This is a genomic window from Oscillospiraceae bacterium (assembly GCA_035380125.1).
Lineage (GTDB): Bacteria > Bacillota > Clostridia > Oscillospirales > JAKOTC01 > DAOPZJ01.
In genome coordinates this window covers 1-23,094 of sequence record DAOSWV010000025.1, presented here as the reverse complement: position 1 = coordinate 23,094, position 23,094 = coordinate 1, and the positions used below count along the sequence as shown (strand labels likewise).

General features: G+C 46.9%; 19 protein-coding genes. 10 read left to right on the top strand and 9 right to left on the bottom strand.

The window, feature by feature from the left end:
• The first annotated feature begins 1 nt into the window (after position 1).
• The 3 genes from PK629_10325 to PK629_10315 all read left to right on the top strand — a co-directional run bounded on the left by PK629_10325 (position 2) and on the right by PK629_10315 (position 3,545).
• Complete coding sequence (locus tag PK629_10325; protein HOP11874.1) at positions 2-832, top strand: PHP domain-containing protein; 831 nt, start codon at positions 2-4, stop codon at positions 830-832.
• A 281-nt stretch (positions 833-1,113) separates the two neighbouring features.
• The gene (rsgA, locus tag PK629_10320; protein ID HOP11873.1) at positions 1,114-2,193 is read left to right on the top strand and encodes a ribosome small subunit-dependent GTPase A; all 1,080 of its coding nucleotides are present in this window, start codon (positions 1,114-1,116) and stop codon (positions 2,191-2,193) included.
• A complete protein-coding gene (locus tag PK629_10315) occupies positions 2,184-3,545 on the top strand; it encodes a GNAT family N-acetyltransferase (protein HOP11872.1) in 1,362 nt (453 codons plus the stop codon). The genes rsgA and PK629_10315 overlap by 10 nt, the downstream gene beginning before the upstream one ends.
• On the opposite strand, the gene PK629_10310 is transcribed toward PK629_10315, so the two are convergent.
• Positions 3,525-6,905: an ABC transporter permease gene (locus PK629_10310; protein HOP11871.1), complete on the bottom strand. Its 3,381-nt coding sequence runs from the start codon at positions 6,903-6,905 to the stop codon at positions 3,525-3,527. The two genes, PK629_10315 and PK629_10310, sit on opposite strands and share 21 nt — an antisense overlap.
• Positions 6,899-7,600 carry an ABC transporter ATP-binding protein gene (locus PK629_10305; GenBank protein ID HOP11870.1) on the bottom strand — a complete coding sequence of 234 codons (702 nt, stop codon included), beginning with the start codon at positions 7,598-7,600 and terminating at the stop codon, positions 6,899-6,901. The genes PK629_10310 and PK629_10305 overlap by 7 nt, the downstream gene beginning before the upstream one ends.
• 218 nt (positions 7,601-7,818) lie before the next feature.
• Here PK629_10305 and PK629_10300 point away from each other — a divergent pair, with 218 nt between their 5' ends.
• The 4 genes from PK629_10300 (at position 7,819) to PK629_10285 (ending at position 12,387) form a co-directional block, all read left to right on the top strand.
• Positions 7,819-8,322 carry a flavodoxin domain-containing protein gene (locus PK629_10300; GenBank protein ID HOP11869.1) on the top strand — a complete coding sequence of 168 codons (504 nt, stop codon included), beginning with the start codon at positions 7,819-7,821 and terminating at the stop codon, positions 8,320-8,322.
• A gap of 37 nt (positions 8,323-8,359) precedes the next feature.
• Positions 8,360-9,352 (top strand): hypothetical protein, encoded by a 993-nt coding sequence (locus PK629_10295; protein HOP11868.1) that lies wholly within the window; start codon positions 8,360-8,362, stop codon positions 9,350-9,352.
• 15 nt (positions 9,353-9,367) lie between these two features.
• The gene (locus tag PK629_10290) at positions 9,368-10,567 is read left to right on the top strand and encodes a trehalase family glycosidase (protein HOP11867.1); all 1,200 of its coding nucleotides are present in this window, start codon (positions 9,368-9,370) and stop codon (positions 10,565-10,567) included.
• 74 nt (positions 10,568-10,641) lie between these two features.
• Positions 10,642-12,387 (top strand): tetratricopeptide repeat protein, encoded by a 1,746-nt coding sequence (locus PK629_10285; GenBank protein HOP11866.1) that lies wholly within the window; start codon positions 10,642-10,644, stop codon positions 12,385-12,387.
• Positions 12,388-12,501: 114 nt separating this feature from the next.
• Here PK629_10285 and PK629_10280 read toward each other — a convergent pair whose 3' ends face one another.
• From PK629_10280 to PK629_10260, 5 genes are all read right to left on the bottom strand, one after another.
• Positions 12,502-13,929 (bottom strand): ATP-binding protein, encoded by a 1,428-nt coding sequence (locus PK629_10280; protein ID HOP11865.1) that lies wholly within the window; start codon positions 13,927-13,929, stop codon positions 12,502-12,504.
• 16 nt (positions 13,930-13,945) lie between these two features.
• A complete protein-coding gene (locus PK629_10275) occupies positions 13,946-15,028 on the bottom strand; it encodes a hypothetical protein (GenBank protein ID HOP11864.1) in 1,083 nt (360 codons plus the stop codon).
• Positions 15,015-15,560 carry a SprT family zinc-dependent metalloprotease gene (locus PK629_10270; GenBank protein ID HOP11863.1) on the bottom strand — a complete coding sequence of 182 codons (546 nt, stop codon included), beginning with the start codon at positions 15,558-15,560 and terminating at the stop codon, positions 15,015-15,017. Before PK629_10270 ends, PK629_10275 begins: the two co-directional genes overlap by 14 nt.
• A gap of 95 nt (positions 15,561-15,655) precedes the next feature.
• On the bottom strand, positions 15,656-17,131 hold the full coding sequence (spoIVA, locus tag PK629_10265; protein ID HOP11862.1) for a stage IV sporulation protein A: 1,476 nt from the start codon (positions 17,129-17,131) through the stop codon (positions 15,656-15,658).
• A 16-nt stretch (positions 17,132-17,147) separates the two neighbouring features.
• Complete coding sequence (locus PK629_10260; GenBank protein HOP11861.1) at positions 17,148-18,662, bottom strand: DUF3794 domain-containing protein; 1,515 nt, start codon at positions 18,660-18,662, stop codon at positions 17,148-17,150.
• Positions 18,663-18,769: 107 nt separating this feature from the next.
• Between PK629_10260 and PK629_10255 the strand changes: the two genes are divergently transcribed.
• Genes PK629_10255 through PK629_10245 form a run of 3 tightly spaced genes read left to right on the top strand, consistent with a single transcriptional unit; the run spans position 18,770 to position 20,449 of the window.
• The gene (locus PK629_10255) at positions 18,770-19,123 is read left to right on the top strand and encodes a helix-hairpin-helix domain-containing protein (protein HOP11860.1); all 354 of its coding nucleotides are present in this window, start codon (positions 18,770-18,772) and stop codon (positions 19,121-19,123) included.
• A gap of 12 nt (positions 19,124-19,135) precedes the next feature.
• Positions 19,136-20,107 carry a hypothetical protein gene (locus PK629_10250; protein HOP11859.1) on the top strand — a complete coding sequence of 324 codons (972 nt, stop codon included), beginning with the start codon at positions 19,136-19,138 and terminating at the stop codon, positions 20,105-20,107.
• A 42-nt stretch (positions 20,108-20,149) separates the two neighbouring features.
• Positions 20,150-20,449 (top strand): Dabb family protein, encoded by a 300-nt coding sequence (locus tag PK629_10245; GenBank protein ID HOP11858.1) that lies wholly within the window; start codon positions 20,150-20,152, stop codon positions 20,447-20,449.
• Positions 20,450-20,825: 376 nt separating this feature from the next.
• On the opposite strand, the gene PK629_10240 is transcribed toward PK629_10245, so the two are convergent.
• Complete coding sequence (locus tag PK629_10240; protein HOP11857.1) at positions 20,826-21,680, bottom strand: sugar phosphate isomerase/epimerase family protein; 855 nt, start codon at positions 21,678-21,680, stop codon at positions 20,826-20,828.
• 15 nt (positions 21,681-21,695) lie between these two features.
• Positions 21,696-22,889 carry a homoserine dehydrogenase gene (locus PK629_10235; GenBank protein HOP11856.1) on the bottom strand — a complete coding sequence of 398 codons (1,194 nt, stop codon included), beginning with the start codon at positions 22,887-22,889 and terminating at the stop codon, positions 21,696-21,698.
• Positions 22,890-23,094: the final 205 nt, after the last annotated feature.

Genomic DNA, 23,094 nt, shown 5'->3' with positions numbered 1-23,094 from the left:
CTTGAATCTGCCGTACGCCGATCTGCATATCCATTCGCTGTATTCCGACGGGACGATGACGCCAAAAGAAATTCTCGACGAAGCGGTGAAAAACGGCGTCGGTTTGCTCGCGGTTGCCGACCATGACATCTTGAAAGGGTCTTCCGAGTTGAAGGCCCTTTCTTTGCATTCACCGGTAAAATGCATTCCAGCTGTTGAAATTGACGCTTATGACCACGGACAAAACGTCCATATTCTGGCCTATAATCCCGATTTTTCAAACGCCGAATTCATACGTTTTGTCGCCGAGACAAGGCAAAAGCTCGACCAAATCAGCAAACGGTTAATCGAACGCATGCAACCAACGATTCCGGAGGTTTCTTTAGAAGACTTCAATCGGTTTGACTATCCGCCATCAGGCGGGGGCTGGAAAGCGCTGCATTATCTTCTGTCAAAGGGTTTGACCCAAACGCTGATGGAAGGCGTCAAATTCTATCCCGAGTTCGGCTGTACTTATGAAGAAAGCGGTTATTCTGCCGTTTCCGAGGTTTGCCGCGTCATTCATAAGGCGGGAGGAAAAGCGGTATTGGCACATCCGGGTCTATATCGTTTCGAAGAGCCATTGAAAATGATATTGGAACAATTCCGAGTCGACGGCATCGACGGGCTTGAGTGCTATTACCCGAAACACAGCGAAGAAATGACCACACAGTGTTTGGCTTTTTGTAATCAGCATCGTTTGATGATTACCGCCGGTTTGGATTGCCACGGTACTTTTACCGGTGCGCCTATCGGCTTTACCAAAACCCCGATATCCGCACTGTTTTTAAGTGATTTGGCAAAAAATGCTTGACAAGGGGCTTTTCCTTATGCTAATATAACGCCGGAAGTGGCGCTTACAGGTGTCACCGACTATTTTAAACTTTAACCGAGGAGGGATTTTTCATGAAAGACACGATGAATTTCGGCAACACAAATATCATGACAAAAGCCTGCCTCGGAAATTGTGATTAAGCGATAACTACACATATCGTTCAATCCCGATCCGCAGTTGCAAGCTGCGGATTTTTTCGTGTCTGTGTGCGCCGAAACCGTGTTAACCGTTAATGGCAGGCCCGAAGGGGAAATAAACCAATGTCAGACATCCGTTTATATTTTAACGGATATAATCAATCGGGAGAAAACCCGAAAAACATTTCGGGTGAGACAAATCTCGCAAGGGTGACCGCAGTACACCGCGAACGGTACGAGATTTACTGCGAACAGGGCGAGGCGTTTGCGCGGCTGAAAGGTGGGTTATTCTTCGGTAAAGACACCATCTATCCCACAGTCGGCGATTTCGTCACCATCGTCTATAACGAACTCGGCGATTCACTGATTACCGAAACGCTTCCGCGCAAGACTTTCTTTTCCCGCGCTGATCCCGACCCGGTCAAACCGGCGCAGGCCGTTGCGGCCAATTTCGACTTCGTTTTCATCCTCAGTTCGCAAAACCGCGATTTCAATCTGGGCAGAATTGAACGCTACCTCACACTGGCCTACCACAGCGGAGCGCAGCCGGTGATTCTGCTTACCAAAGCCGATCTTTGCGAGAATCCCGAGGAAAACATCGAGGCCGTTGAAGAAATTGCGTTCGGTGTTCCGGTGCATTCGGTCAGTGCCGTCACCGGAGAGGGCATGAATGCTTTAAGCGAATACCTGAAACCCGGGAAAATGATTGTCTTTCTCGGTTCATCCGGCGTCGGAAAATCATCGCTGATCAACGCGATTTCCGGCGAGGAATTGATGGAGACCGGGGCAATCCGCGAAGATGATGACCGGGGCAGGCACACGACCACGCACCGCCAATTAATGCTTTTAAAAAGCGGCGTCATGGTCATTGACACACCCGGGATGCGTACCATGGGCATGTCAGACGCCACCGACGGCCTTTCCGGATCGTTTTCGGATGTCGAAGTATTTCTTGGGAAATGCCGTTTTACCGACTGTCGACACCGAAGCGAGCCTGGCTGTGCAATTCGGGAGGCCATCCGAACAGGAAAGCTGACACAGGAACGCTGGGAGAGCTTTGAACGGTTGAAACGCGAAACCGGATACGGCGAGCGCAAAGCCCGCCTGACCGCCAACCGCTATGAAAAAAACGCCGAGCATGAGAAGTTGGAACGCTTGAAGAGCAAACAAAAGAGCAGGGAGGAAGAAGACCGATGGATTTAAGTTATATACCTCTTGAGCAAAACAACCCGGAGCAGTTCGCATTATTTTGCGAACTGCTCCGGGAATACGACGCCGAGATTGATATCGGGAAGAGACCGGAACCGCTCAGTGATGAACGCATTCATAAAATCGTACGGTATATTCTTGGCTGTGCCGAAAGAGCAGACAGTTGGCTGGAACTAATCTATGCACAGGATCAGCCTGCGGGCTTTCTGTTTTATGAAATCGACGACGGTTCCTACGGCGCGCCCGAAACACTCGGTTATGGCTTCATCCGCGAGTTTTATATCCGACCCGAATACCGGAAAAAAGGACTCGGAAGCAGGTGTTTTGAAAAAATTGAAGATACCTTCCGAAATCGCAATGTAAAGCAGATATGGCTTACATGTGAAACGCAAGCAGGCGCTCCATTCTGGCGATCTTTGGGCTTTACAAACACCGGAAAACGCTGTCAGAGAAACAATATCGACATCTATGTAAAGCCGATTGAATTTACACGTGCCAAAAGAGAGTTGTCCGGCTTCGGAATTCATTTCGGTGAAATTCAAGAACTGCAAGCAAAAGACGGTGTGTTTGTTTACCGAATCAAAGGTGAAAATCCCTGCGTGTTGAAGTGTTTTGAGAAAGATGCTTATAAACGCGAAATCGAAAACTACCGGCTGCTGCAATCGTTCGGAATCGAAACCATTCATTTGCTTGCCAAAAGCGAAGACGCAATCTTGATGGAAGACATCTCAGACAGCAAAATCTACCGGCTTGCCATAAGAGATGACATGGACGATCCCGAGGTGATGCGGGCATTGGCCAAATGGTACCGTGATCTGCATAAAAAGAGCGGGGCGTATATCCGCGATTACGGCGCAAAATTATATTGCGAGACCGACGACGTCACACTCGAAAATATCCGCATGATTAAAGAAAAGACGCAAACGGTGGGCGAACCGGTCTGGGCGTTGATTGAAGAGCATTATACTAAACTGCGGGAATTGATCGACAGTACGCCGAAAACGCTGACATATAACGACTTTTATTACACCAATATGGTTGTGGCAAAAAATAAAAGCGAGGCGTTTATGTTCGATTATAATCTGCTTGGAAAAGGTTTTGCCTGCGCGGATCTCGTCAATGTCACCTATGAATTGTCAGAACCCGCAAAAACGGCATTCTTGAATGAATACGGCGAATATGACCCGAAAGAAATGACGCTCGTCAAAATCACCGGAACCCTGTTCGCGCTAATCACCGCCTGCAAGCGGACCGTCTTTCCCGATTGGGCCGAGCAGGAACTGGAAGCAGTCAAAAACGGGGAACTGATAAAAGCGGTAGAAGAACTATTCGTTGGCCTTCATTGATTCCACCATATTAATCGCCCGCAGCTTCCCGAGCATGATCAGATCCACCAGTGCCGTGAACAAAATCGTCAGAGCGGCGGCGAATAAGTAGCTGCGCGGGGTGGCCGTGCGTCCGAACATGACCGCGTCCACCTCAGCGGTTCTGACGACAAAACTGTGCAGCCAGGCGCCGAAGCCGAAGCCGAACAAGATGCCGATCAGACAGAGGATGTTGGTCTCGCGGTAGATATAGGAGGCGACCTCGCGATCGTAAAATCCGAGCACTTTGATTGTGGCGAGCTCCTTGCGGCGTTCGCAGATGTTGATGTTGGTGAGGTTGTAGACCACGATCACGGCGAGAAGACCGGCAGAGATGATCAGTACGGCTACGATATAATCAATGCTCTTAACCGTATTTTCGAAGCTTTCACGAATGGTCTGGGAGAACTGTACCAGCAGGATATTGTCGCTTTTCAAAATGCGTTCGGAAATGGATGTCCGCGACGGTTCGCTATCGTCTTTGACGTCGGCCAATACCAGCGTATATTCGGGATTTTCTCCAAATGCTTCGGCGTATGCCGAAGAGGGGATGAAGACAAAGTTTGTGATATAGTTTTCGCAAATTCCCGATACTGTAAAGTCATAAGGCTTGCCATCTGAATTTTTTAAAGTAAATATGTCACCTACCGACAAACCGAGCTTTTCGCAGAGTTTTTCGGTCAAGACGATGCTGTTTTCGCTGAACGAAACGTCTTCGCCGGTCTTGCGTACACGAAGGGTGAATTGCTGTTTCAGTTCATCAGTGTTTTTGGGGACATAAATGCTGACTTTTTCGGAATTTCCGCCGACTTCGGCGGTTCCGTTTTCGTTGTGAAGAACGGCATAGCCGTTTACATTGTCGGTATCAGTTAAAAATCCGGATATAATGGGGTCATTTTCGGCGTCTCCGTCGTTTTTCAGATACAGTGAGAGGTTGAATTTGTAAATTTCACCGAACTGTTTTTCAACAATAGCATGAATCGAATCCCGCAGCCCGAATCCGGTCACCAGCAGTGCGCAGCAACCGGCGATACCGATCACCGTCATCCAGAAGCGCTTTTTATAACGGAGAATATTTCTCGCAGTAACCTTTTGGATAAATTTCATCCGGTTCCAGATAAAGCTTATATACTCCAAAAACACCCGTTTCCCGGCTTTGGGAGCACGCGGCAGCATCAGCGTGGAAGGCTTTTCCGAGAGTTGGTCGAGACACGCGGCAAGTGTCGCAGCGGTTGTGCATATAACGGCGGTCGAGATGATGATCAAGCTGTAATCCCAATAAAAAGCGGTAACGGTGTCGGGCAGGGAATACATCATACGATAAGCGTTGATAATGAGGGTGGGAAACAGTTTAAACCCGACGATCATGCCGATAACAGAGCCGATCAGGGTCGCAAGCACGCTGTATCCGATGTAATATGCGATAATAGAGCCGTTGGAATACCCGAGTGCTTTCAGCGTCCCGATCTGAGTGCGTTCCTCTTCGACCATACGGGTCATGGTGGTCAGTGCGACAAGTGCCGCGACCAGAAAGAAGAAAATCGGAAAGACCTTTGCGATGGCGGCGATTTTTTCGGAATTGCTCTTGAAGCTGTTAAAGCTGACGGTATCTTCACGGTCGAGAATATACCACTCGGGATATTCGATTTCGGCCACTTTTTGGCGGGCGTCTGCAAGCTTATCCGCCGCGTCCGAGAGCTTTTCATCGGCTTCGGCCTTTGCATCGGCATATTCTTTTTCGCCGTCGGCGAGTTTCTTTTCGGCTGTTTCGATATCGGCATATCCGTCGGTTAACTTCTGCTTGGCGTTTTCGAGTTCAAGGCGTTTGTCATTGATTTTGCTTTGCGCATCGACACGGGCCTGTTCAATCTCCTGCATGGTCTCGCCGTGTTTTTCACTGCGCGCATTCATGATTTCGTCATAGGCCTGTGTTTTTGCGTTTTTGATCTCGATTTCAAAATCATATAACGCTGAAGTGAGGTCGTTTTCGGCCTGATTCAATTCCTTTTCTTTTAAATCCAGTTCCTGCAGTCCGGCTTCGGCCTGAGCCAGCCCCTGCGCGACGGCGGCTCTCTGCGTCGGATCGACCGGAATCCCGTGGGCGTCTGCATAATCAATCTGCTGCTGCATTGCAAGAAGCTGTTGTTTTTGCGCGGCGAGATCGGACCGGGTGATTTCGATTTGCCGCAGCCCGCTTTTGATTTCATTGCTTTGCGCTTGAAACTGCCTCTCGGCGTCAATGCGTTCGGCGTCAATCTGATCATAGGCATTTTGCAGTTCTTCGGCGATGGCTTTGTCAAGCTCCTCGTCGAGTTCTTTTTCTTTATCGGCAATTGTTGTCTTCAGCGTTTTTTGAGCATCGGTCAGCTTTTTTTCTCCGTCGTCGACATCTTGCTGTGCGTCGGCGAGTTTCAATTTAGCCTCGTCGAGTTCAGTTTGGCCGTCGTCAAGTTTCTGACGGGCATCGGCGAGTTTTTGGTCGGCTTCTGCCTGCGCGTCGTCATATTCTGCCTGCGCGTCGTCGATCTTTTGATTGGCCTCGAAGACCACGTCGTTGTATCTGATTTCACATTGGGAAACGCCGAAATCCTTCAGTGGATCTTCGACAGACTGCACCAGATCGGTATATTGATCGGAAAAGGAATTGAGTGCTTTAGATCCCCGAACGGTCAGATAGATGTCTGTATAGGCCTCGAGGGAATAACTCTCCTCAGGGACAAAGATCACCAGCGTGACGCGGCCGGTGCCGACGGTGCTCGGTTCGCTTTCGATGGACATATAGTAAGGTGTTCTGACCATACCGACTGCGGTCAGTGTATTAAAATTATAAGTATCGTTGATCGTGTCCGGATTTTTGTTTTCATCGGAGATCATATAGACCTCGCCGACCTTATGATCTGACGTATAGCCATCGGGAGAGGCGATCAGGCATTCGTTTTCATTTTCCGGCAGTCTGCCTTCAAGCAGCTCAAAACCGTTGATGTAATCATCCGTTCCGTATTTCTCAAGATCAGTACCGTAAATTCTGGCGACGAATCCGCCTTCGTCGTCCTGAAGTACGAGATCGGTGACGTATGACGGCATCGCATTGGTGACGTTATCGAGCCCGCATAATGCTTCAACATCTTTGTCCGAGAGGCCGAGTGTCCCCTTAATTTGAATATCGAAAAAACTGTTATTGTCGTAATAAGTGTCCGCCGTGCGCTGCATATCCGGCGTGGTGGCAAGAAGGCCGCCGAGAAATCCGCAGCCCAAAGTGACGATGGAGAGAATTGAGAAAAATCGTGCTCGGGTGCTTTTCACAGCGCGCCGAATCAATTTTCCGTATGTCTTTTTTACCATTCGATTTCCTCAATTGGCAGCGGATGTTCATTGGTGACGATTTTGACGACCCGGCCGTTTTTAACGCTGACAATACGGTCAGCCATTTGTGTAATGGCGTTGTTGTGTGTGATAACGATAACGGTCTTTCCGGTATTACGGCAGATATCCTGCAGCAGTTTCAAAATCTGTTTTCCGGTATTGTAATCGAGCGCGCCGGTCGGCTCGTCGCAGAGCAGAATCTTTGGATTTTTTGCGATTGCACGGGCGATTGCAACGCGCTGCTGTTCGCCACCCGAAAGCTGAGCGGGGAAATTATGTATTCGATCTGCCAATCCGACATGGTTCAGCGTCTCTTCGGCGCTGATCGGATTTTTACTGATTTCAGACGCCAGTTCTACGTTTTCTAGAGCGGTGAGATTTTGCACCAGATTATAAAACTGAAAAACAAAACCGACATCGTAACGACGGTAATCGCAAAGCTGTCTTTTATCGTATCCGCTGATCTTATTGTCGTCGAGGCGGATTTCGCCCTCGTCGCAGTTGTCCATGCCGCCGAGGATGTTGAGCAAAGTGGTTTTTCCGGCGCCGCTTGGACCTACGACAACGCAGAATTCTCCTTTTCCGACGGAAAAGGAGATGTGATCGGCGGCGGCAACGGTATGGTCACCGGATTTGTAGTATTTGCAGACGTTGTCAAATGTGATATATTCCATTTCTTGAATCCTCTTCATGTGAAAAATCATGCAAAAGTTGAATACCGGAAATTCGGTATTTTATCCGTGGTTTTATACTGCTTTTTCGGCAGTGGTAAAATCATGTAAATATTATAATACAAATTTCGAAAGATGCAACTCTGTTGCAAAAATGTATTTAATTTATCTCATTTATATGGTATGATTAAGAAAACCGATTTCGGAGGGGAAGAAATAGAATGAAGGCAATCATCTTTACATCAAACACGGGATATACCCGAAAATATGCGCAAATATTATCACAAAAAACAGGATTTCCGGCCTATGAATTATCACAGTCAAAAGCGTTATTGTCCGAGTTGGACGAGGTTGTCTATATGGGTTGGGTGATGGCAGGTTCGGTAAAAGGGTACAAAGCGGCTGCAAAACACTATAAAATCATTGCCGTCTGTCCGGTCGGAATGGCCCCGAACGACGATGGTCTCGGAAAACAAGCTTTGGAGGACTTCAAACAGATCGGCGTGCCGGTATTTTACCTGCAGGGCGGTTTCGACATGAAGAAGCTTCGGGGAATGAATAAACTGATGATGAAGCTCATGAAAAACGTACTCGTCAAACAAATTAATAACAAGCCGGATAAAACCCCGGAGGATGACGAGATGCTGAAGGCACTTGATGACGGCGCCGACTTTGTAAAGGAAGAAAACCTTACGTCGGTGATCGATTTTATTGCGAAAAAATAAAGACCTACATACCGTTTGGTATAAAGGAGAGATATAGATGAAATCTGTATTGCACCAAACCGATCTGTTCCATTATCATCAAGACCCTGACGATCATTGGGACTTGGCCTGCCAGTTTGCGCTTGCTTATTTCGGGGAGACAGATTTAAAGGGCATTGTGATTGATTATCCCGAAAATAATCCTTTTGGGGATCCGGCACTTTTGTCGGTGGGACAGCTAAACCGTATCACCGGAAAATATGTATCGGTCGGCACGGGGCTGTCGGCAAGTCAGGCTGCGTGGGAAAACGAGATCAAGCATAACAGTGCGATCCGGCTGATTTTAGATACCCTTGAAAACGCTCCCGAACCGGTATCGATTCAAATTGTCGGTTCCTGTCGGGACGTTGCGGCTGCCGCACGGGAAAACGGTGATTTGTTCCGTAAAAAATGCAGCGGCGTTTATTTGAATGCGGGAAGTGCATTTGAGTCGGAGCATCTTGAATTCAACGTAGATCTTGACCCGGCATCCTACCGTGCGATGTTTTATTTACCTTGTCCGGTGTATTGGTCACCCTGTTTTGAAAAACTCGGCGTCAACAAAGGGGAGGGTGTCTATGGAACGGTGTACCGCTTTCGGCAAGATGTGATTTATCATGATTTATCCCCGTCCATGCAGCGATATTTCGATTATGCCATCGGGCGGGAAGACAGCCGAAAATGGCTGCGTTATCTCGAGCGTCCCGCAGACGAGAAAATTTCTGCTTATGTGCGTAATGAAATCCGGCATATGTGGTGTACGGGGCCGATTCTTCACGCAGCCGGCAAAACCGTCACGACGGACGGCGAAATCACCGATTTATTAAACCCGTCCGCAAAGCCGATTTTTGAATATGTTCCCATCGAGATCACCTGCAGCGAAGAGGGAAGGACCAACTGGAATGAGACAAAAGAGCCGACCGATCGATATATCTTCAAAATCACAGACAGAAGCAAATATCAGGACGCCATGATTCGCGCAATGAAAACCCTGCTTTGTAAATTACCGTAAGAAAGAAGTATAAATATGAACATAAATAAAGAAGAAATTTTCAAACAATATGAAACCGTATTAAACCGCATTAAAAACGTCCATATCAAATGTTTTCCCGGCCATCCCGAGCCGTTGTTTTTGATCTCGGATGCTTATCCGGGCGTTTGGCTGGAACATGCCTACGATGCGATTGCATGGGCAAATTATTGCCCGGAGATGGCCTATGTTGCGCGTGCACAGGTCAATTTGTTTCTCGACAATCAAAAAGAAGACGGTCAGTTCCCTTGTTATGTGCTGGATGAGTCCAATCCGAATACAAAGAATTACGGAAGAATGATCGGTTTCGGACAATTGCAGGAATGCGTCTCTTTCACCCGCTTGTGTTATGAAGCGGCAATACTCAATCATGACGACGAGTTGATGGAACGGGCTTATCGGAAATGCTCTGCCTGGGACGCATGGATGTGCAAAAATCGAATGACCACTCAAAATCGGCTGATCGAAATGTTTTGCCTGTTCGATACCGGACACGATAATAGTGATCGACTGGCGGGAATTCACGGTGGCTGTCCGAACGGCGATGCCAAAAACTGCAATGAGGGCGACTTTATGCCGTTGATCGCGCCCGATTTAAATGCGGTATTTTACGGTTCCAGAACGGCGCTTGCAGAGATGGCTGCACACCTCGGAAAACAAGAGGAGAGCGCAGCCTGGTACGAAAAAGCCGAATTGGTTAAACAGGCAATGATCGAGATCTGTTACGATCCCGAAGACGAATTTTTCTATGATGTCGACCGACAAGGTAATAAACGCAAATTTAAGACGATTCACATCTCCAATCTGTTTTGCGAGCATGTTTTGGACAAAGATATGGCGGATCGCATTTACAATCGATATCTGAAAAATGAAAAAGAATTTTGGACACCCTATCCGTTTTCATCGATGTCTGTTTCCGACCCCCATTTCAAAAAGGAACGCGAGGGCAATGACTGGAGTTATTTTTCGCAGGGTCTTACTTCATTGCGTGCCTTGCGCTGGATGGACGACTATGGATACGGTAAGGACCTCGAGGAATTGATGCGCATATGGACGGACGCACTTGTCCGTTCCGAAAAGATCAAATTTTCACAAGAACTCGATCCGTTCACAGGGGAGATGTCAAAGGGCTGTGAATGGTATTCAGCCACCATGCTGTTTTTCATTCATAGTGTCAGACGGTTATACGGAAAATAAAAATCGGGAAATATTGACATAAAAATTCAAATCGCTTATAATGTTCTCACAATTATAAATTGGAGGGAACAACCATGTATTGTCCCAAGTGCGGTACCGAATTATCTGAGAACGCAAAGTTTTGCCACAAATGCGGAGCAACGATCCAATCCGGAAAAAACACAGAACCCGCAACGCCGCCTGCAACGTTTCAACCGTCTGTACAGCAGGTGACGTCTGTTATTACGCCAAAAAAGAAAGTAAAGCCCACCGGCATTATCATTGCCGCAGCTGCGGTTGTTATCGTCGCCGTAATCATTGTCATGCTCGTTCTTGCAGGCGGTTCACCGGAGTACAAGGCAGCGGTTGCACTGATGAAAGACGGGCAGTATGAACAAGCGGTCACGGCTTTTTCCGAACTTGATCCCGAATACAAAGACGTCAGTGAAAAAATCGATGAATGCAATAACATCCTCGACTATCAAGAAGCTGTCGATCTTATGAATTCGGGAAAATATGCCGAAGCAGCGGACGCATTTATGGCACTCGGTGATTATGAGGACAGCACACAGCAGGCAAAAACCTGTGCCGACAACGCGGCTTATGAAGATGCCGTAGAAGCGATGAACGCAGGCGAATACGAGACTGCCAAAACCGCGTTTACCGAACTCGGGGACTTCAAGGATAGCGCTTCTTATCTTGCGGAATGTGAAAAAGGAATTCAATATGACCAAGCGGTCGCTTTGATGCAAAAGGGAGATTACGATGCGGCGATAGCCGTTTTGCAAACCCTCGGGGATTATAAAGATGCCAAGGAATTGATCGAGCAGGGCAGTATGGAAAAGCGTTATGGCCAGGCGTCGGACTACATGGATGACGGTGACTACGAGAAGGCGAGAACGATTTTCCTCTCACTCGGCGATTATGAAGACAGCGCGTCAAAAGCCCAGAAGTGTAAAAACATTCTGGATTATAAGGCCGCCACAGCTCTTTACGAATCGGGCGATTATGAGGCAGCAAAAACCTCTTTTACGGCACTCGGCAGCTATTCCGACGCCAAGGAAATGGTGACTGATTGCCAAAACAACATCGATTATAATAAAGCGGTGGCTTTGATGGAGTCGGGAGATCTCGACGGCGCTGCCAAAATCTTTGCCTCTTTGGGGAACTTTAAAAACTCGGCCAATCAGGCAATTGAATGCCGGTGTTCGGCTGATTATGATAAAGCGGTGGCTTTAATGGCTCAGGGCGATTATGACGGCGCCGCAGTGTTGCTCTCCTATGCTGCTTCTGTGAGATATAAAGACGCAAAAGATCTGTTGGAAGAATGCAAAAGCAGGGATACTTATTACGAAGCGGTCGCCGCCTTTAATTCGAAAAAATTCTATACCGCTTACGGATTATTTAATAAAATCATCGGTTATAAAGATGCCGAAAGTTATGCCGACAGGTGTATTCAATCCAAGCCGTCGACTGGTGAAACGTATCACAACAGCGCTTATTACGGAGGGCAGAATAAGCTAACCATCAAGGCGTCTTACAGCGGCTGTACCTATATCAAAATCTACTCCGGCACCACACTGGTTTCGACGATTTTCTTTAACGGAGCGAAAACAGTCTCTATCACATTGCCAAACGGCACCTATAAAATCAAAGAGGCTCTTGGCAGCACTTGGTTCGGCACGGAAGAGATGTTTGGCGACGAGGGTTATTATGTGGTTCTCACCTTTAACGGCGGTGCGGATACATATGCTTTCTCAAACGGGGAATATGAATTGACGCTTGGCGGTGTCTCGAACGGAAACGTCGGAAGCAAAGATCAAAATTGGAATAATTTTTAAATTACAGAACCCGGCAGCCGGAGAATTCCGGCTGCCGGGTTTTTAATTTAAAAGACTTTTCAGAGGGAACAAAATGTATTGTCCAAATTGCGGTCAAGTATAGAGAAAATGATATTAAAATAAAGTCAATTGTTCATTATGTGAATTTTCATTAGTTAATGGTAAACGCCATAAAGTTGCACTACTCCTTGTCCCGGGAACGATTTCAAGTTTGTTTTGTGATTTTAATCTGTTAAACACACGTTTCATTTTATTGGCATCAGTAATTCCAGTCAAGTATCGTGCTTGTGAATTACTAATAGTTTCATGAGTTCTCATATAATCTAAAACCGATGTTTCGGCATCAGCAAGTCTTTCATGTTTAATAATTACAAGAACGCTTGATTCGGTTTCGATAATCTGTGGTTTTTGTAATTGCATTTTCATCATTGCTTCAAAAGCAGTATTTAACCCTTCACCAACATCCTTATTTGGAGGAGATGGGAATTTAGAGATTAATCTTACTATTTTGGGATTTCGTGAGAATTGTTCTTTTAATATATTATCAACAGTAATGTGACCTGGAAGCAATCCAGGACTTTCAATTTCTATCCTGTTAGAGAAAATTCGAACTTGAATATCCTTGCGAACACTATAGTCTCTATGTAATATTGCGTTTGCAATTATTTCATGTAAAGTTACTTCTGGATATTCTTTTAGTTCAATTTTATTGTTACTAACCACCTGAGTTAATTCTACTATTTCACAAACTTTGGCTACTGTTTGCTTAATTAGTGTATATAAATCGCCTTCAATGGAAATCGGATAACCGTTTTCTAACGTATCACGAGTCCCTTCTTTTTCGTCAGTATGATATCTAAGTATTCTAACAGCAGATTGTTTTGGCAAAATAACCTGTGGGCATTCATTATAAAGTAAAACGCCTGCAACCGAAATCTTAGTTGAATCATTCATTAATTTTTGACTGTGTAACCAATCATAATTTGAAGTTTGAGGAACAACTTGATTAATAAAACCGATTAGAACAGTTGATGAATTTATTTCATTAAATGGACACGAGGTAAATTCATCTTCATAAGAAGAAATTCCCTTATCCATTCTTAATTTAATAAGCTTATCGCCTGTATTACAAGGTAAATTTTGAACACCATGCCGGACATAAGCTGTTTTATCTGTTGCATAAATTATGCATTGAGTTTTATGTACTGTTAAATGCAAAATTATAGACGAGTAGGATTCACATGTTAAAATTTCGATTATACAATAATCATTAGTTGGTAATATATCATTAAGCATTGTGAAATATGGGTTCATTTCTTCTTCTGATAGAAATCCATCCCAATAGTATTTCATTTTATCCTCTGTGTGACTGATACCAAGATATATTTCTCCGCCATTACTATTCGCAAAGGCAGATATAGTTCTAGATAATTTGGCGGGTTTTATATCTTTACCTTTTTTATCAATTAACCAACTTTCTTGTAAAGAAATTATAACATTTACATCATCAAATGATAGTTTTTTGCTTGAATAATTACTCATAAAATTCACCGTAGTTTTATAAATTAATTTCGATCTTTTTAAGCGCCTTCAGTTGAGCGGGCAGATCGGCTTGGTTTACCGTGTAGCCGGTGCTGTAAATCATATCACCCGAAACCAACTTGCTCAGCTGCCCGAGCCGTTCGGGTTCGCACCAGATATAGATCTTCTTTCCCGCATCGGTGATGCGTTTATAAACCTCGGACCAATCTTTATCGCGATTCGGGCCGTCTCCCGGGACCCATTGAATGCCGACAAACGCATCGATGTCCAAAATGGAATCCAGATGGTTTAACTCACCGATGCCGTCAAGATGATAAAACGGGCGGTGCAGGCGTTCGGCGGAGGATTTCAATTCCGGTCCGACGAACGTCTTAAACATATCGTTGCCGATCATGTAGCAAAAATCGGACTGCAGAATATAGGTCGGCTTTGGGTCGTAGATTCCACACCAGGAAGAATAACCCTTTGTCTCACCTTTGATAATGTCGGTGATTTCGTCAAAAAATCGGAACCACATGGCTTGAATTTCGCCAACACAGCGAAGCACTTCATCTGGATTGTCATAGAGATCAAATAAAAGCCCCTCAGCCGTACGGAACGAGGACAGAATATCGAGGATGCCGCCGAGGTCGGTCATGGCCATCACGACGTTCCCATGCCATTTTTCCATGCCTTCGATATAGACGTCCTTAACACGCCGCAGCCAGATGTTCTCGGGATCGTATTCGAAATGCAGTTCATCAATGGGAAGTTCTTTTACAGGCGAAAACCAGGTTGTCTCCTTGCGGGCATGCAGTTCACAGCCTAAAAATGCAGCCGCAACGCCCGCCCCGAACGCGTGCATTCCGACATAGGGATATCCCTCGCCGAGAAACTCTGTTTTTGAGAGTTCATAATCCAGCCGGTCGATCAACTGTTTCGGCGTAACCGAGAGATCGCCCGCTGAGACAAAATTTAAAATCGGGTAGGGGGATTCCGCGCGATCCGAGGTCTCTTTTTGAATTTTGATCGGCATAATCGGCCGCCCGAGTTTATTGTGGTGCCATAACTCGTAGTTTTGGCGGAGTTTTCCCCAATCAAAATCGTCAAATCTGGCCATGTTCGATTCCTCCTTGAATCGGATTTTTTAACAGCGCTCTCCGCGCTTTGTAATCGGGCATATATTTTTCAATCAGTGCGTAAAAACGCTTTGAATGGTCTTTATATTTGATATGTGCCAGCTCATGTACCACGACATAATCAATCGCCTCGTCCGGATAAGCCATCAGTCGCCAAGAAAAACAGATTGAATTTTTGGTATTGCAGCTTCCATATCTGGCTTTGGCCGAAGTGATTTTGACTGCGGATGGGAAAAGGTTCATCATGCGCGAAAAGCTGTTTACCTTTACAGGCATGATTTCGGCTGCTTTTCGGCGCAGAATGCCTTCGTTTTCAATGATCAGGGTTTCGCTTTGGTTTTGCACAACCCTTTTTTCAAGCTGTTTTGCAATCCATGCGGAATTTTTTTCAACAAAGGCGTTGATTGTTGATTCCGGCATCAAAAACGGCGCCCTCACGACCGGAACGCAGTCATTTGAAATTTTCAGCGACATGGTTCTTCGATTCGCTCGAATCAACCGATACTTATACATAAAAACGCTCCGAATAAAAGTTCGAGACTCAGTATAGCATAAAAAAGTAGCGCCCGCAATACGCGAGCGCGTGGTTCACAGATAAAAACAGTTTATCAGAAAATAATGCAGATGAGGCCGTTGCAGCCGTCGTTGATGATCTTTTGAACGGTATCCTGCAGTTTGACTCTGGCCTGTGGCGGCATGTGGGTGAGTTTCGAGTGAAGCCCTTCGTTCACCAATTCGTGCAGCGATTTTCCGAAGATGTTGGATTGCCAGATTTTCTCCGGCGACTCCTCGTAATCTTGAAGCAGATACATCACCAGTTCCTCGGATTGTTTCTCCGAGCCGACCACGGGACGAATTTCGGTGCTGATGTCGGCGCGGATCATGTGGATCGAAGGTGCTCCCGCTTTAAGTCGGACGCCATAGCGGCCGCTCTGTTTCATAATTTCAGGCGGATCGAGCGAGAGTTCATCCATCGTGGGCATCACGATCCCGTATCCGGTCGCGTTGACCTCTTCGATGGCGTTGCGGTATTTATCATAAGTGCTCTTGACCTCCGAGGCGGCTTTGATGAATTCGAATAGCGTGCCTTCGTCATTAATCTGCTGCCCGGTAATTTCGCTCATCACGCGGAAAAACAGTGTTGGCTGCAAACCCACTTCAACTTTTGCGCTGCCATTCCCGTAATCGCGTCCGACGATTTCTGCTTTTTTGATGTGTTCATTTTCGGCAACGACGAGGGGGAAAGCGTCGAGTTCCTTGATCTTGGTCACCGCTTTAGCGGTCTCTTTCATCGTCGAGAGGAGTTCGGTTTTCAGCCAGAAGTCGGCCGGAAGCTTCATCAGCCAATTCGGAACGTCGACCCAGATCTCACGCAGTGGGAATTCATAGAGCACACTGCGCAGAATCTCCAGAATCTCCTCCTCGTTCATCGTCATGCAGTTGACGCTGATCACGCTGATTCCGTATTGTTGTTCGATCTCCGCTTTGACCGCAAGCGCCCGTTCGGAGGAAGGGTCGGTGCTGTTCAAAACGATAGCGAACGGCTTGTTAATTTCACGCAGTTCGTTGATCACCCGCTGTTCGGCCTCGGCATATTCGGCGCGCGGGATGTCGCTGATGCTGCCGTCAGTGGTGACGACCAGCCCGATGGTGGAGTGTTCCGTGATGACCTTTTTCGTACCGACCTCCGCCGCCATATTGAAGGGTACTTCCTTGTCAAACCACGGTGTCATGACCATACGCGGTGCTTCGTTTTCGATGTAGCCGATCGAACTCGGAACGATGTAGCCGACGCAGTCGATCATACGTACCTTGAATTCGCCGTCGTCGTCAATACGGACCTTGACGGCCTCCTCCGGGATGAACTTCGGTTCCGTGGTCATGATGGTGCGTCCTGCCGCCGCCTGCGGCAGTTCGTCGGTGGCGCGTTCTTTACGGGCGGGGTCAATGATGTTCGGAACGACGAGGGTCTCCATAAAGCGTTTGATAAAGGTGGATTTGCCTGTTCTGACCGGACCGACCACGCCGATATAGATATCCCCGCCGGTCCGTCTTGCCATGTCTGTGTAGATGCTGCTTCCCATGTTCTGACTCTCCTTTCTAAACGGTGGGGATCAACAAAACTTCATCGTGGGTTAGCCGATCCGAATCAATGCCGTTTTGCGTCTTTATGATGTCGGTCGAGGTGTTGTAGGTCTTGGCGATTTCCCATAAATCCTCGCCGGTGCCGGCAAAACACAGTACCAGCGGAGTCAGAGGCGGCTGCTTTTTAACCTCTTCGTTGACTTTAAGATCCGTCATCAGTTGAAAATCAATGCTCTCACATCTCGTCACAACCGCTGCGACATCCGCGCGAATCTCCATCCCCGAGCCGGTCTGAACGGTTTTGCTGCCGCTGACGGCTGCTTTGACCGATAATTCACCGCCCTCGCCGGAGGCGTTGACTTTTTGTTCGAATTCGAGTTCTTTTTCAATGAAGGATAATTCGCCGTCTTCATCGGAGGCCATCACGACCGCTGTCACCGAACCGAAGACGGTCACTTCGCCTTTATCGGTCGAGAGCGATACCGAGTTGACTGTGCAGCGGGTATCGAGTACCTTTTCGATGGTCTGCTCGCCGAAATCGACGCCGCCCGAAGCGGAGCAGGGTACCTCGAAGCGCTCACAATTGGTCACCGCAGTAAAATTCCCGTATTGCGCTTCGGTGGCAAATTCGCGGCTGTATCCGTCGAAAAGCAGATCGACGGTCTCAATGAGGTTGTTGACGGCGGTGATTCCCAAAATCAGGTCGAGCGACATCCGGCGGTTGTCGCCGTCCGGCTGCGAGACCACGTTCAGCGCATAGGAGACTACCGAGACAGAGACCTCGATTTCGCTGTTGTCGGTCGAATCCAGTTCGGTAATCTGACTGAACGGGATTGTGAATTTGATGGTATGCGGCGCGGAGGAACTGACGTCACCCAAGTAGAGGGCCTCCAAAATCGCGTCGCCGTTGACCACAACCCGCCCCGAGACCGTCTTGAAGTCACTGTCTGCGATATACAGACGCGAACAGAGCAGCTTCATCACAGACGGCCTCGAATTCTCCAGTTCCAGATCCTCACTGATGGTGAACTGGCGGTTGTAGGTTGAGACGAACCGTTTGATCGAAACGGTCTCTTTTTTCAATTCGACGTCCGCCCCCTCGACGCCGTCCAGCAGTTCTTCGCGTTTTGCGCCCTTGATCTCGGTTTCTAAAAGAAAAGAACCGAACAAGTCAATCTTGCGTGACGAAATCGGCTGTGCGGAGCAACGAAGTATCCGAGGTGTTACGAAAACCGCGCTGTCGGGCGGTACTGCGGCGTCGATGGTCTGCCGCCAGGCCGTAGTCTGGTTAGTGCTGCAAAGTTCGCCGTCGGGCGACCGGTAGAGCGCACAGAACCGGATATTTCCCTCCACAATGATTTTTTGTTCCGCAATCTGTCTCCCTGTGACGAAAACCTCTGCGTCGGACCGCAGCACGCGCTGAACCTCGGGGAGATAATCGGGGATCACCGCCTGCGAATCCACGTGCGCTTCCGGTTTGGCCGAAAACAGCATAACAGAGGAGCCGATGCCTTTCTTAGTCATTTTCATCTGCATATATTGTCTCTCCTTTACACTCGTATGTGCCAATTGTTATGCTTTGAGTTGCGTTTTTATGTAAGTTGATATAAAATTACATCGGGTTCGGAGGTGGAATTTTGTCGAAAGCCGTCAAAATCGTCTGTATCGCGCTTGCGGTATTGTCCGTAGGCCTGATTGCGCTTTCGGCTTACACGATAAAAACCGCCGCTCCGCACATCGGAGCGACGATTTATGCCTCACAATGGACACCCGCTATCATTCTTCCGAACGGAAAAGTAGACATTAACACCGCCCCCAAAGAGGAATTGATGTTGCTGCCCGGAATCGGCGAACTGCTTGCAGAACGGATTATCACTTATCGCGAGGAAAACGGCAGGTTTATCTCCAAAGGAGAACTCAAAGAAGTGCAGGGAATCGGAGACGGGAAATATGAGTCTGTTCGCTTCTATATTACAATCGGACAAAGTTAATGAGGTGATAAAATGATTTATAGAAGTTCAAAACAGGCGAAAATCCAGTGGGAAGTTTCAATTGACTTGGAAAACGACCTTGAAAATGTTTGCGAAAAATATTTAAATCTTCTTGGAGTTTCACATGAAAGTAAACAAGATTGTGTAATCACGTATTTAAAATATCAGATGCGAGTGATTTCACAAATTCCAAGGAAAGTGTTATATTCAAAAGAATTTAAATGCCCTGCCGGGTATGAGCAAATCCTTGATCAAATTGTTTATAAAATAGAAAAAGGGTGTTCGTTAAAAGAATATCAAAGTAAAATGATTGCAAATGCTGATTACAATGATACTCTTTTTAATCAGTGGAAAATTCAACACTTACATTTAGGACAAGGATATGATAAAGATGGTTTTATAAATCGAAGCGATTATTTGCTATTTGCACTTTTTGAAGACGAATATGCGTATTTAATCAATATATATCCTCATAAAGATAATTTGGTTTTTTATCATAAGGAACTACTTGAAATTATAGATTTTAATTGGCCACAATTCACAAAAAATTCATTTGAGGGTAAGTTATATACAGGAAATTCAAGTGGATTTATTATTGGAGATGAAGATCGAAAAGAACTCTGGAAATCAAATATTTCTACTCCGACCCAATTAAGCAATGATCGATTATTTCTTTCAATAAATGGAGGTTCATCTTCTGATTGGACTTCAACATCTGCTATTTTAGATTCAATTAAATCTAGAAAATATATAAAAGAATGCCAAAAAAGGATTATTAGTTGTTTGGATTCGATAATTATGCAAGTATATAAAGATATTGAGTATAAACAAAAAGTTATTTTGAAACTAAACATGTTAGATTTTGATAAATTTAAAATGAAACTCTATGATTCAATTAATAAAGTGATTTTATTTATCGACTTTAATAATGCGAGTCAAACCAAATGGGCATCAAGGATTATACAATATCCAGAAGATTTTTAACTCAATACTAATCATAATATAGTATGTTTAAGGAGAATTATCATGGTCAGACACATCGTCATGTGGAATTTCAAAGAGGAATTTACCGAAGAAGAAAACATCAAAAACGCGCGGAAAATCAAAATGGAGCTGGAAGCGCTGCCTTCAAAGATCGAGGGCGTCGTCTCGCTGAAAGTCACAGTTTCAACTTTAAAATCCGGCAATCGTACCGTGGTGTTAAACAGCTTGTTTATCGACGAAGAAGCGCTTAAAAATTACGTCATTCATCCCGAACACGTTCGCGTCGGCGGTTTCGTCAGAGCGGCTTTCACCGACCGCGCCTGCGCCGATTATATTGAATAATCTCGTAAAATGTAGGGGCGGATATCATCCGTCCGAAACATATCGCAGGGGCGATTACGAATCGCCCGAACTTCATGTTACATTTACCGTCTTTGCGATGGAGCAAGCGAGGGGCAAAAGCCCCACGCAAGACGAAGCAATCCAGAGAATAAGTGTCCGAGTTACTGCTGCAATCTCGTTAACCTTCTGTCTGGATTGCTGCGCTTTGCTCGCAATGACGGTAAAACCATCAAAAACATAACAGGGGCGGTAAAAAACCGCCCCTGTTGATATTAGTGCAACTGTTAAAATGTTCCATGTGGAACATTTTTGTCATCCTAGCGAAGCGCAACGCGCGCAGTCGAAGGATCTCGGGTTGATAACGGTTATCGGGTAATTACAGTTTTAAATCCGCAATCTGCTTTCTCAAAAAGTCCACTGCGATCTTGATGTCTTTTTCCGGTGAGGCGCCGGCTTCGCGTTCGACTGTGAGGAAGCCATCATATCCGGCGGCTTTGAGCGCGGGCAGATATTTTTCAAAATGCACGTCGCCGGTTCCGAGTACGACCTCGCGGAAATATTCGGGGCGCTCGCCCATCTCTTCGTGCTTGACCAGGCCGTATATGATCTCGGGATCTTCTTTTTTTAACAGAATGCCGTCTTTGGCGTGGGTATGAACCGAAAGCGGACCGAGAATCTTGGCAGCCTCGACGCTGTTTTCGCCGATGACCATCGCCAGATTCGCGGGATCGAGATTGACCGCAACGCCCTTAACACCCAACTCACCGATGAACCGTGCAAGCGTGGCCGCGGGTTCCGGACCGGTCTCAACGGCAAAGTAAGCGCCGTTTTCCTCGGCATATTTTCCGAGTTGATAGCAGGCGCGCTGCATGATGTCGTAGCGGGGATTGCTGCGGTCGGCGGGAATCACGCCGATGTGCGTCGTCACGACCTTGCAGTCAAGTTCGAGCGCCATATCGATGATGCGCTTGGAACGCTCGATGCGGTCGGGGTTTTCATCCTCATGCATAAAACCGTGACCGCCGAAGTCTCCGCACAGCGCGGAAAAGACCAGCCCGTTGGAACGGACATAGTTGAGCGCTTCACGCCGTTTGGCGGCATCAAGGTTTTGCGGACTGAAAGCACCGGTCGTGGCGTAGGCCTGAATGCCGTCAGCCCCTACTTCTGCCGCTTTCAGTACCCCTTGCTCAAAACCGACCCTGAAAGAATCGACAATAACACCGATTTTCATGACGTCCTGCCTCCTCTATTTTAAAATGGGAAATACAGCTGCTGCAATCGAGAGATTGTTCAACTTTTTCTTTAATTCGGTATTGGTAAAAGGCCCCACAATATAGCCGACAGCGCCGTCGTCGGTGACGATTCGGCGAAGCTCACCCAATTGTGCGAGTTTTTTCATATCGTTTTTAAGTGGCTTGAGTAAAAATTCGTACGTTCCGTCATCCTCAGTAAAGGAGGTCGTATCCTCCCAGCGGATATTGCGTTGGCTCTGTTTTTCGCGTGCGCAGTCAATGATATCTGAGATCACAGCGCTTGCGGTCGGGAACTTTCCGGCGCCCTTGCCGTAAAACATCACGTCACCGGTGGCGTCGCCGTCGACGATCACGCCGTTAAAGACGTCGCTGACCGAGAACAGTTGATTGGACTGATCCACGACCATCGGCTGAACACAGGCACTCACGCCGTCTCCGACCGGTTTGGCTCTTCCGATCAGCTTCATACTGCCGCCGCAGGCACGGGCCAGCTTGATGTCGTCCAGCGTGATCTGCCGGATGCCGGTGGTGGGAATGATATCGGGATGCGGGTGCTTTTTGAAGGCGAGTCCGCTCAGAATCGAAATTTTACGCGCACAATCGTGACCGTCGACGTCCGCCGACGGGTTTAACTCGGCATATCCGAGCCGTTTTGCGGTATCAAGAGCGTCTTCAAAGCTCATGTTGTCGGTTTCCATCTTGGTCAGAATAAAGTTGGTTGTGCCGTTCAGAATACCATAGATACTGACAAATTGATTGGCCGCAAGGCATTGATTAATCGGCTTGAGCAATGGAATACCGCCGCCGACGCTGGCTTCGAATTTCAGCATCGCACCGGACTGTTTGGCATAACCGAGCAGCTCGGTTCCGCGTGTGGCGATCAGTTCTTTGTTGGAGGTCACGACGCATTTGCCGGCTTTTAAGCAGCGCGAGACGAATTCATAGGCGACACCTGCGCCGCCGATGGTCTCGACGACAACCGATATTTCAGGATCATTTTCGATGATCGAAAAATCCTTGATAAAAAGGTCGGTGTAATCCAGTCCGGTGAAATCCTTGATGTCTAAAATATATTTCAGGCACATGGATTCTCCGGCCGCCATTTCTATTTTGTCTTGGTTGCGCATGAACAGCTGTGCCGTCCCCGAACCGACTACGCCGTGACCCATGATTGCAAATTTCACCATAACAACCTTCCTTTCGTGAAGCGTTTAAAATGTTCAAACGCTTTCTCTTTTTATAAAGCAGACGTATGCGACGAACGCCTGTGTCGCTTTAGTAAGCGCAATTATAGCATATCGGAGGCTTGATGGCAAGTAAAACGAATTTAAAAAATTCTGTAGGTTTGTCAATGATGTGTTACAAAAAGGATAAAGAAAAAAGGATTACGGA

Excerpts from the sequence above, each read along its gene's own strand:
- PK629_10280 (HOP11865.1), bottom strand. The coding sequence starts at position 13,929 with ATGAGTAATTATTCAAGCAAAAAACTATCATTTGATGATGTAAATGTT.
- PK629_10240 (HOP11857.1), bottom strand. The coding sequence starts at position 21,680 with ATGAAAATCGGTGTTATTGTCGATTCTTTCAGGGTCGGTTTTGAGCAA.
- PK629_10235 (HOP11856.1), bottom strand. The coding sequence starts at position 22,889 with ATGGTGAAATTTGCAATCATGGGTCACGGCGTAGTCGGTTCGGGGACG.
- rsgA (HOP11873.1), top strand. The coding sequence starts at position 1,114 with ATGTCAGACATCCGTTTATATTTTAACGGATATAATCAATCGGGAGAA.
- PK629_10275 (HOP11864.1), bottom strand. The coding sequence starts at position 15,028 with ATGGCCAGATTTGACGATTTTGATTGGGGAAAACTCCGCCAAAACTAC.
- PK629_10310 (HOP11871.1), bottom strand. The coding sequence starts at position 6,905 with ATGGTAAAAAAGACATACGGAAAATTGATTCGGCGCGCTGTGAAAAGC.
- PK629_10300 (HOP11869.1), top strand. The coding sequence starts at position 7,819 with ATGAAGGCAATCATCTTTACATCAAACACGGGATATACCCGAAAATAT.
- PK629_10270 (HOP11863.1), bottom strand. The coding sequence starts at position 15,560 with ATGTATAAGTATCGGTTGATTCGAGCGAATCGAAGAACCATGTCGCTG.
- PK629_10305 (HOP11870.1), bottom strand. The coding sequence starts at position 7,600 with ATGGAATATATCACATTTGACAACGTCTGCAAATACTACAAATCCGGT.
- PK629_10295 (HOP11868.1), top strand. The coding sequence starts at position 8,360 with ATGAAATCTGTATTGCACCAAACCGATCTGTTCCATTATCATCAAGAC.
- PK629_10285 (HOP11866.1), top strand. The coding sequence starts at position 10,642 with ATGTATTGTCCCAAGTGCGGTACCGAATTATCTGAGAACGCAAAGTTT.
- PK629_10315 (HOP11872.1), top strand. The coding sequence starts at position 2,184 with ATGGATTTAAGTTATATACCTCTTGAGCAAAACAACCCGGAGCAGTTC.
- PK629_10260 (HOP11861.1), bottom strand. The coding sequence starts at position 18,662 with ATGAAAATGACTAAGAAAGGCATCGGCTCCTCTGTTATGCTGTTTTCG.
- PK629_10250 (HOP11859.1), top strand. The coding sequence starts at position 19,136 with ATGATTTATAGAAGTTCAAAACAGGCGAAAATCCAGTGGGAAGTTTCA.
- spoIVA (HOP11862.1), bottom strand. The coding sequence starts at position 17,131 with ATGGGAAGCAGCATCTACACAGACATGGCAAGACGGACCGGCGGGGAT.
- PK629_10290 (HOP11867.1), top strand. The coding sequence starts at position 9,368 with ATGAACATAAATAAAGAAGAAATTTTCAAACAATATGAAACCGTATTA.
- PK629_10245 (HOP11858.1), top strand. The coding sequence starts at position 20,150 with ATGGTCAGACACATCGTCATGTGGAATTTCAAAGAGGAATTTACCGAA.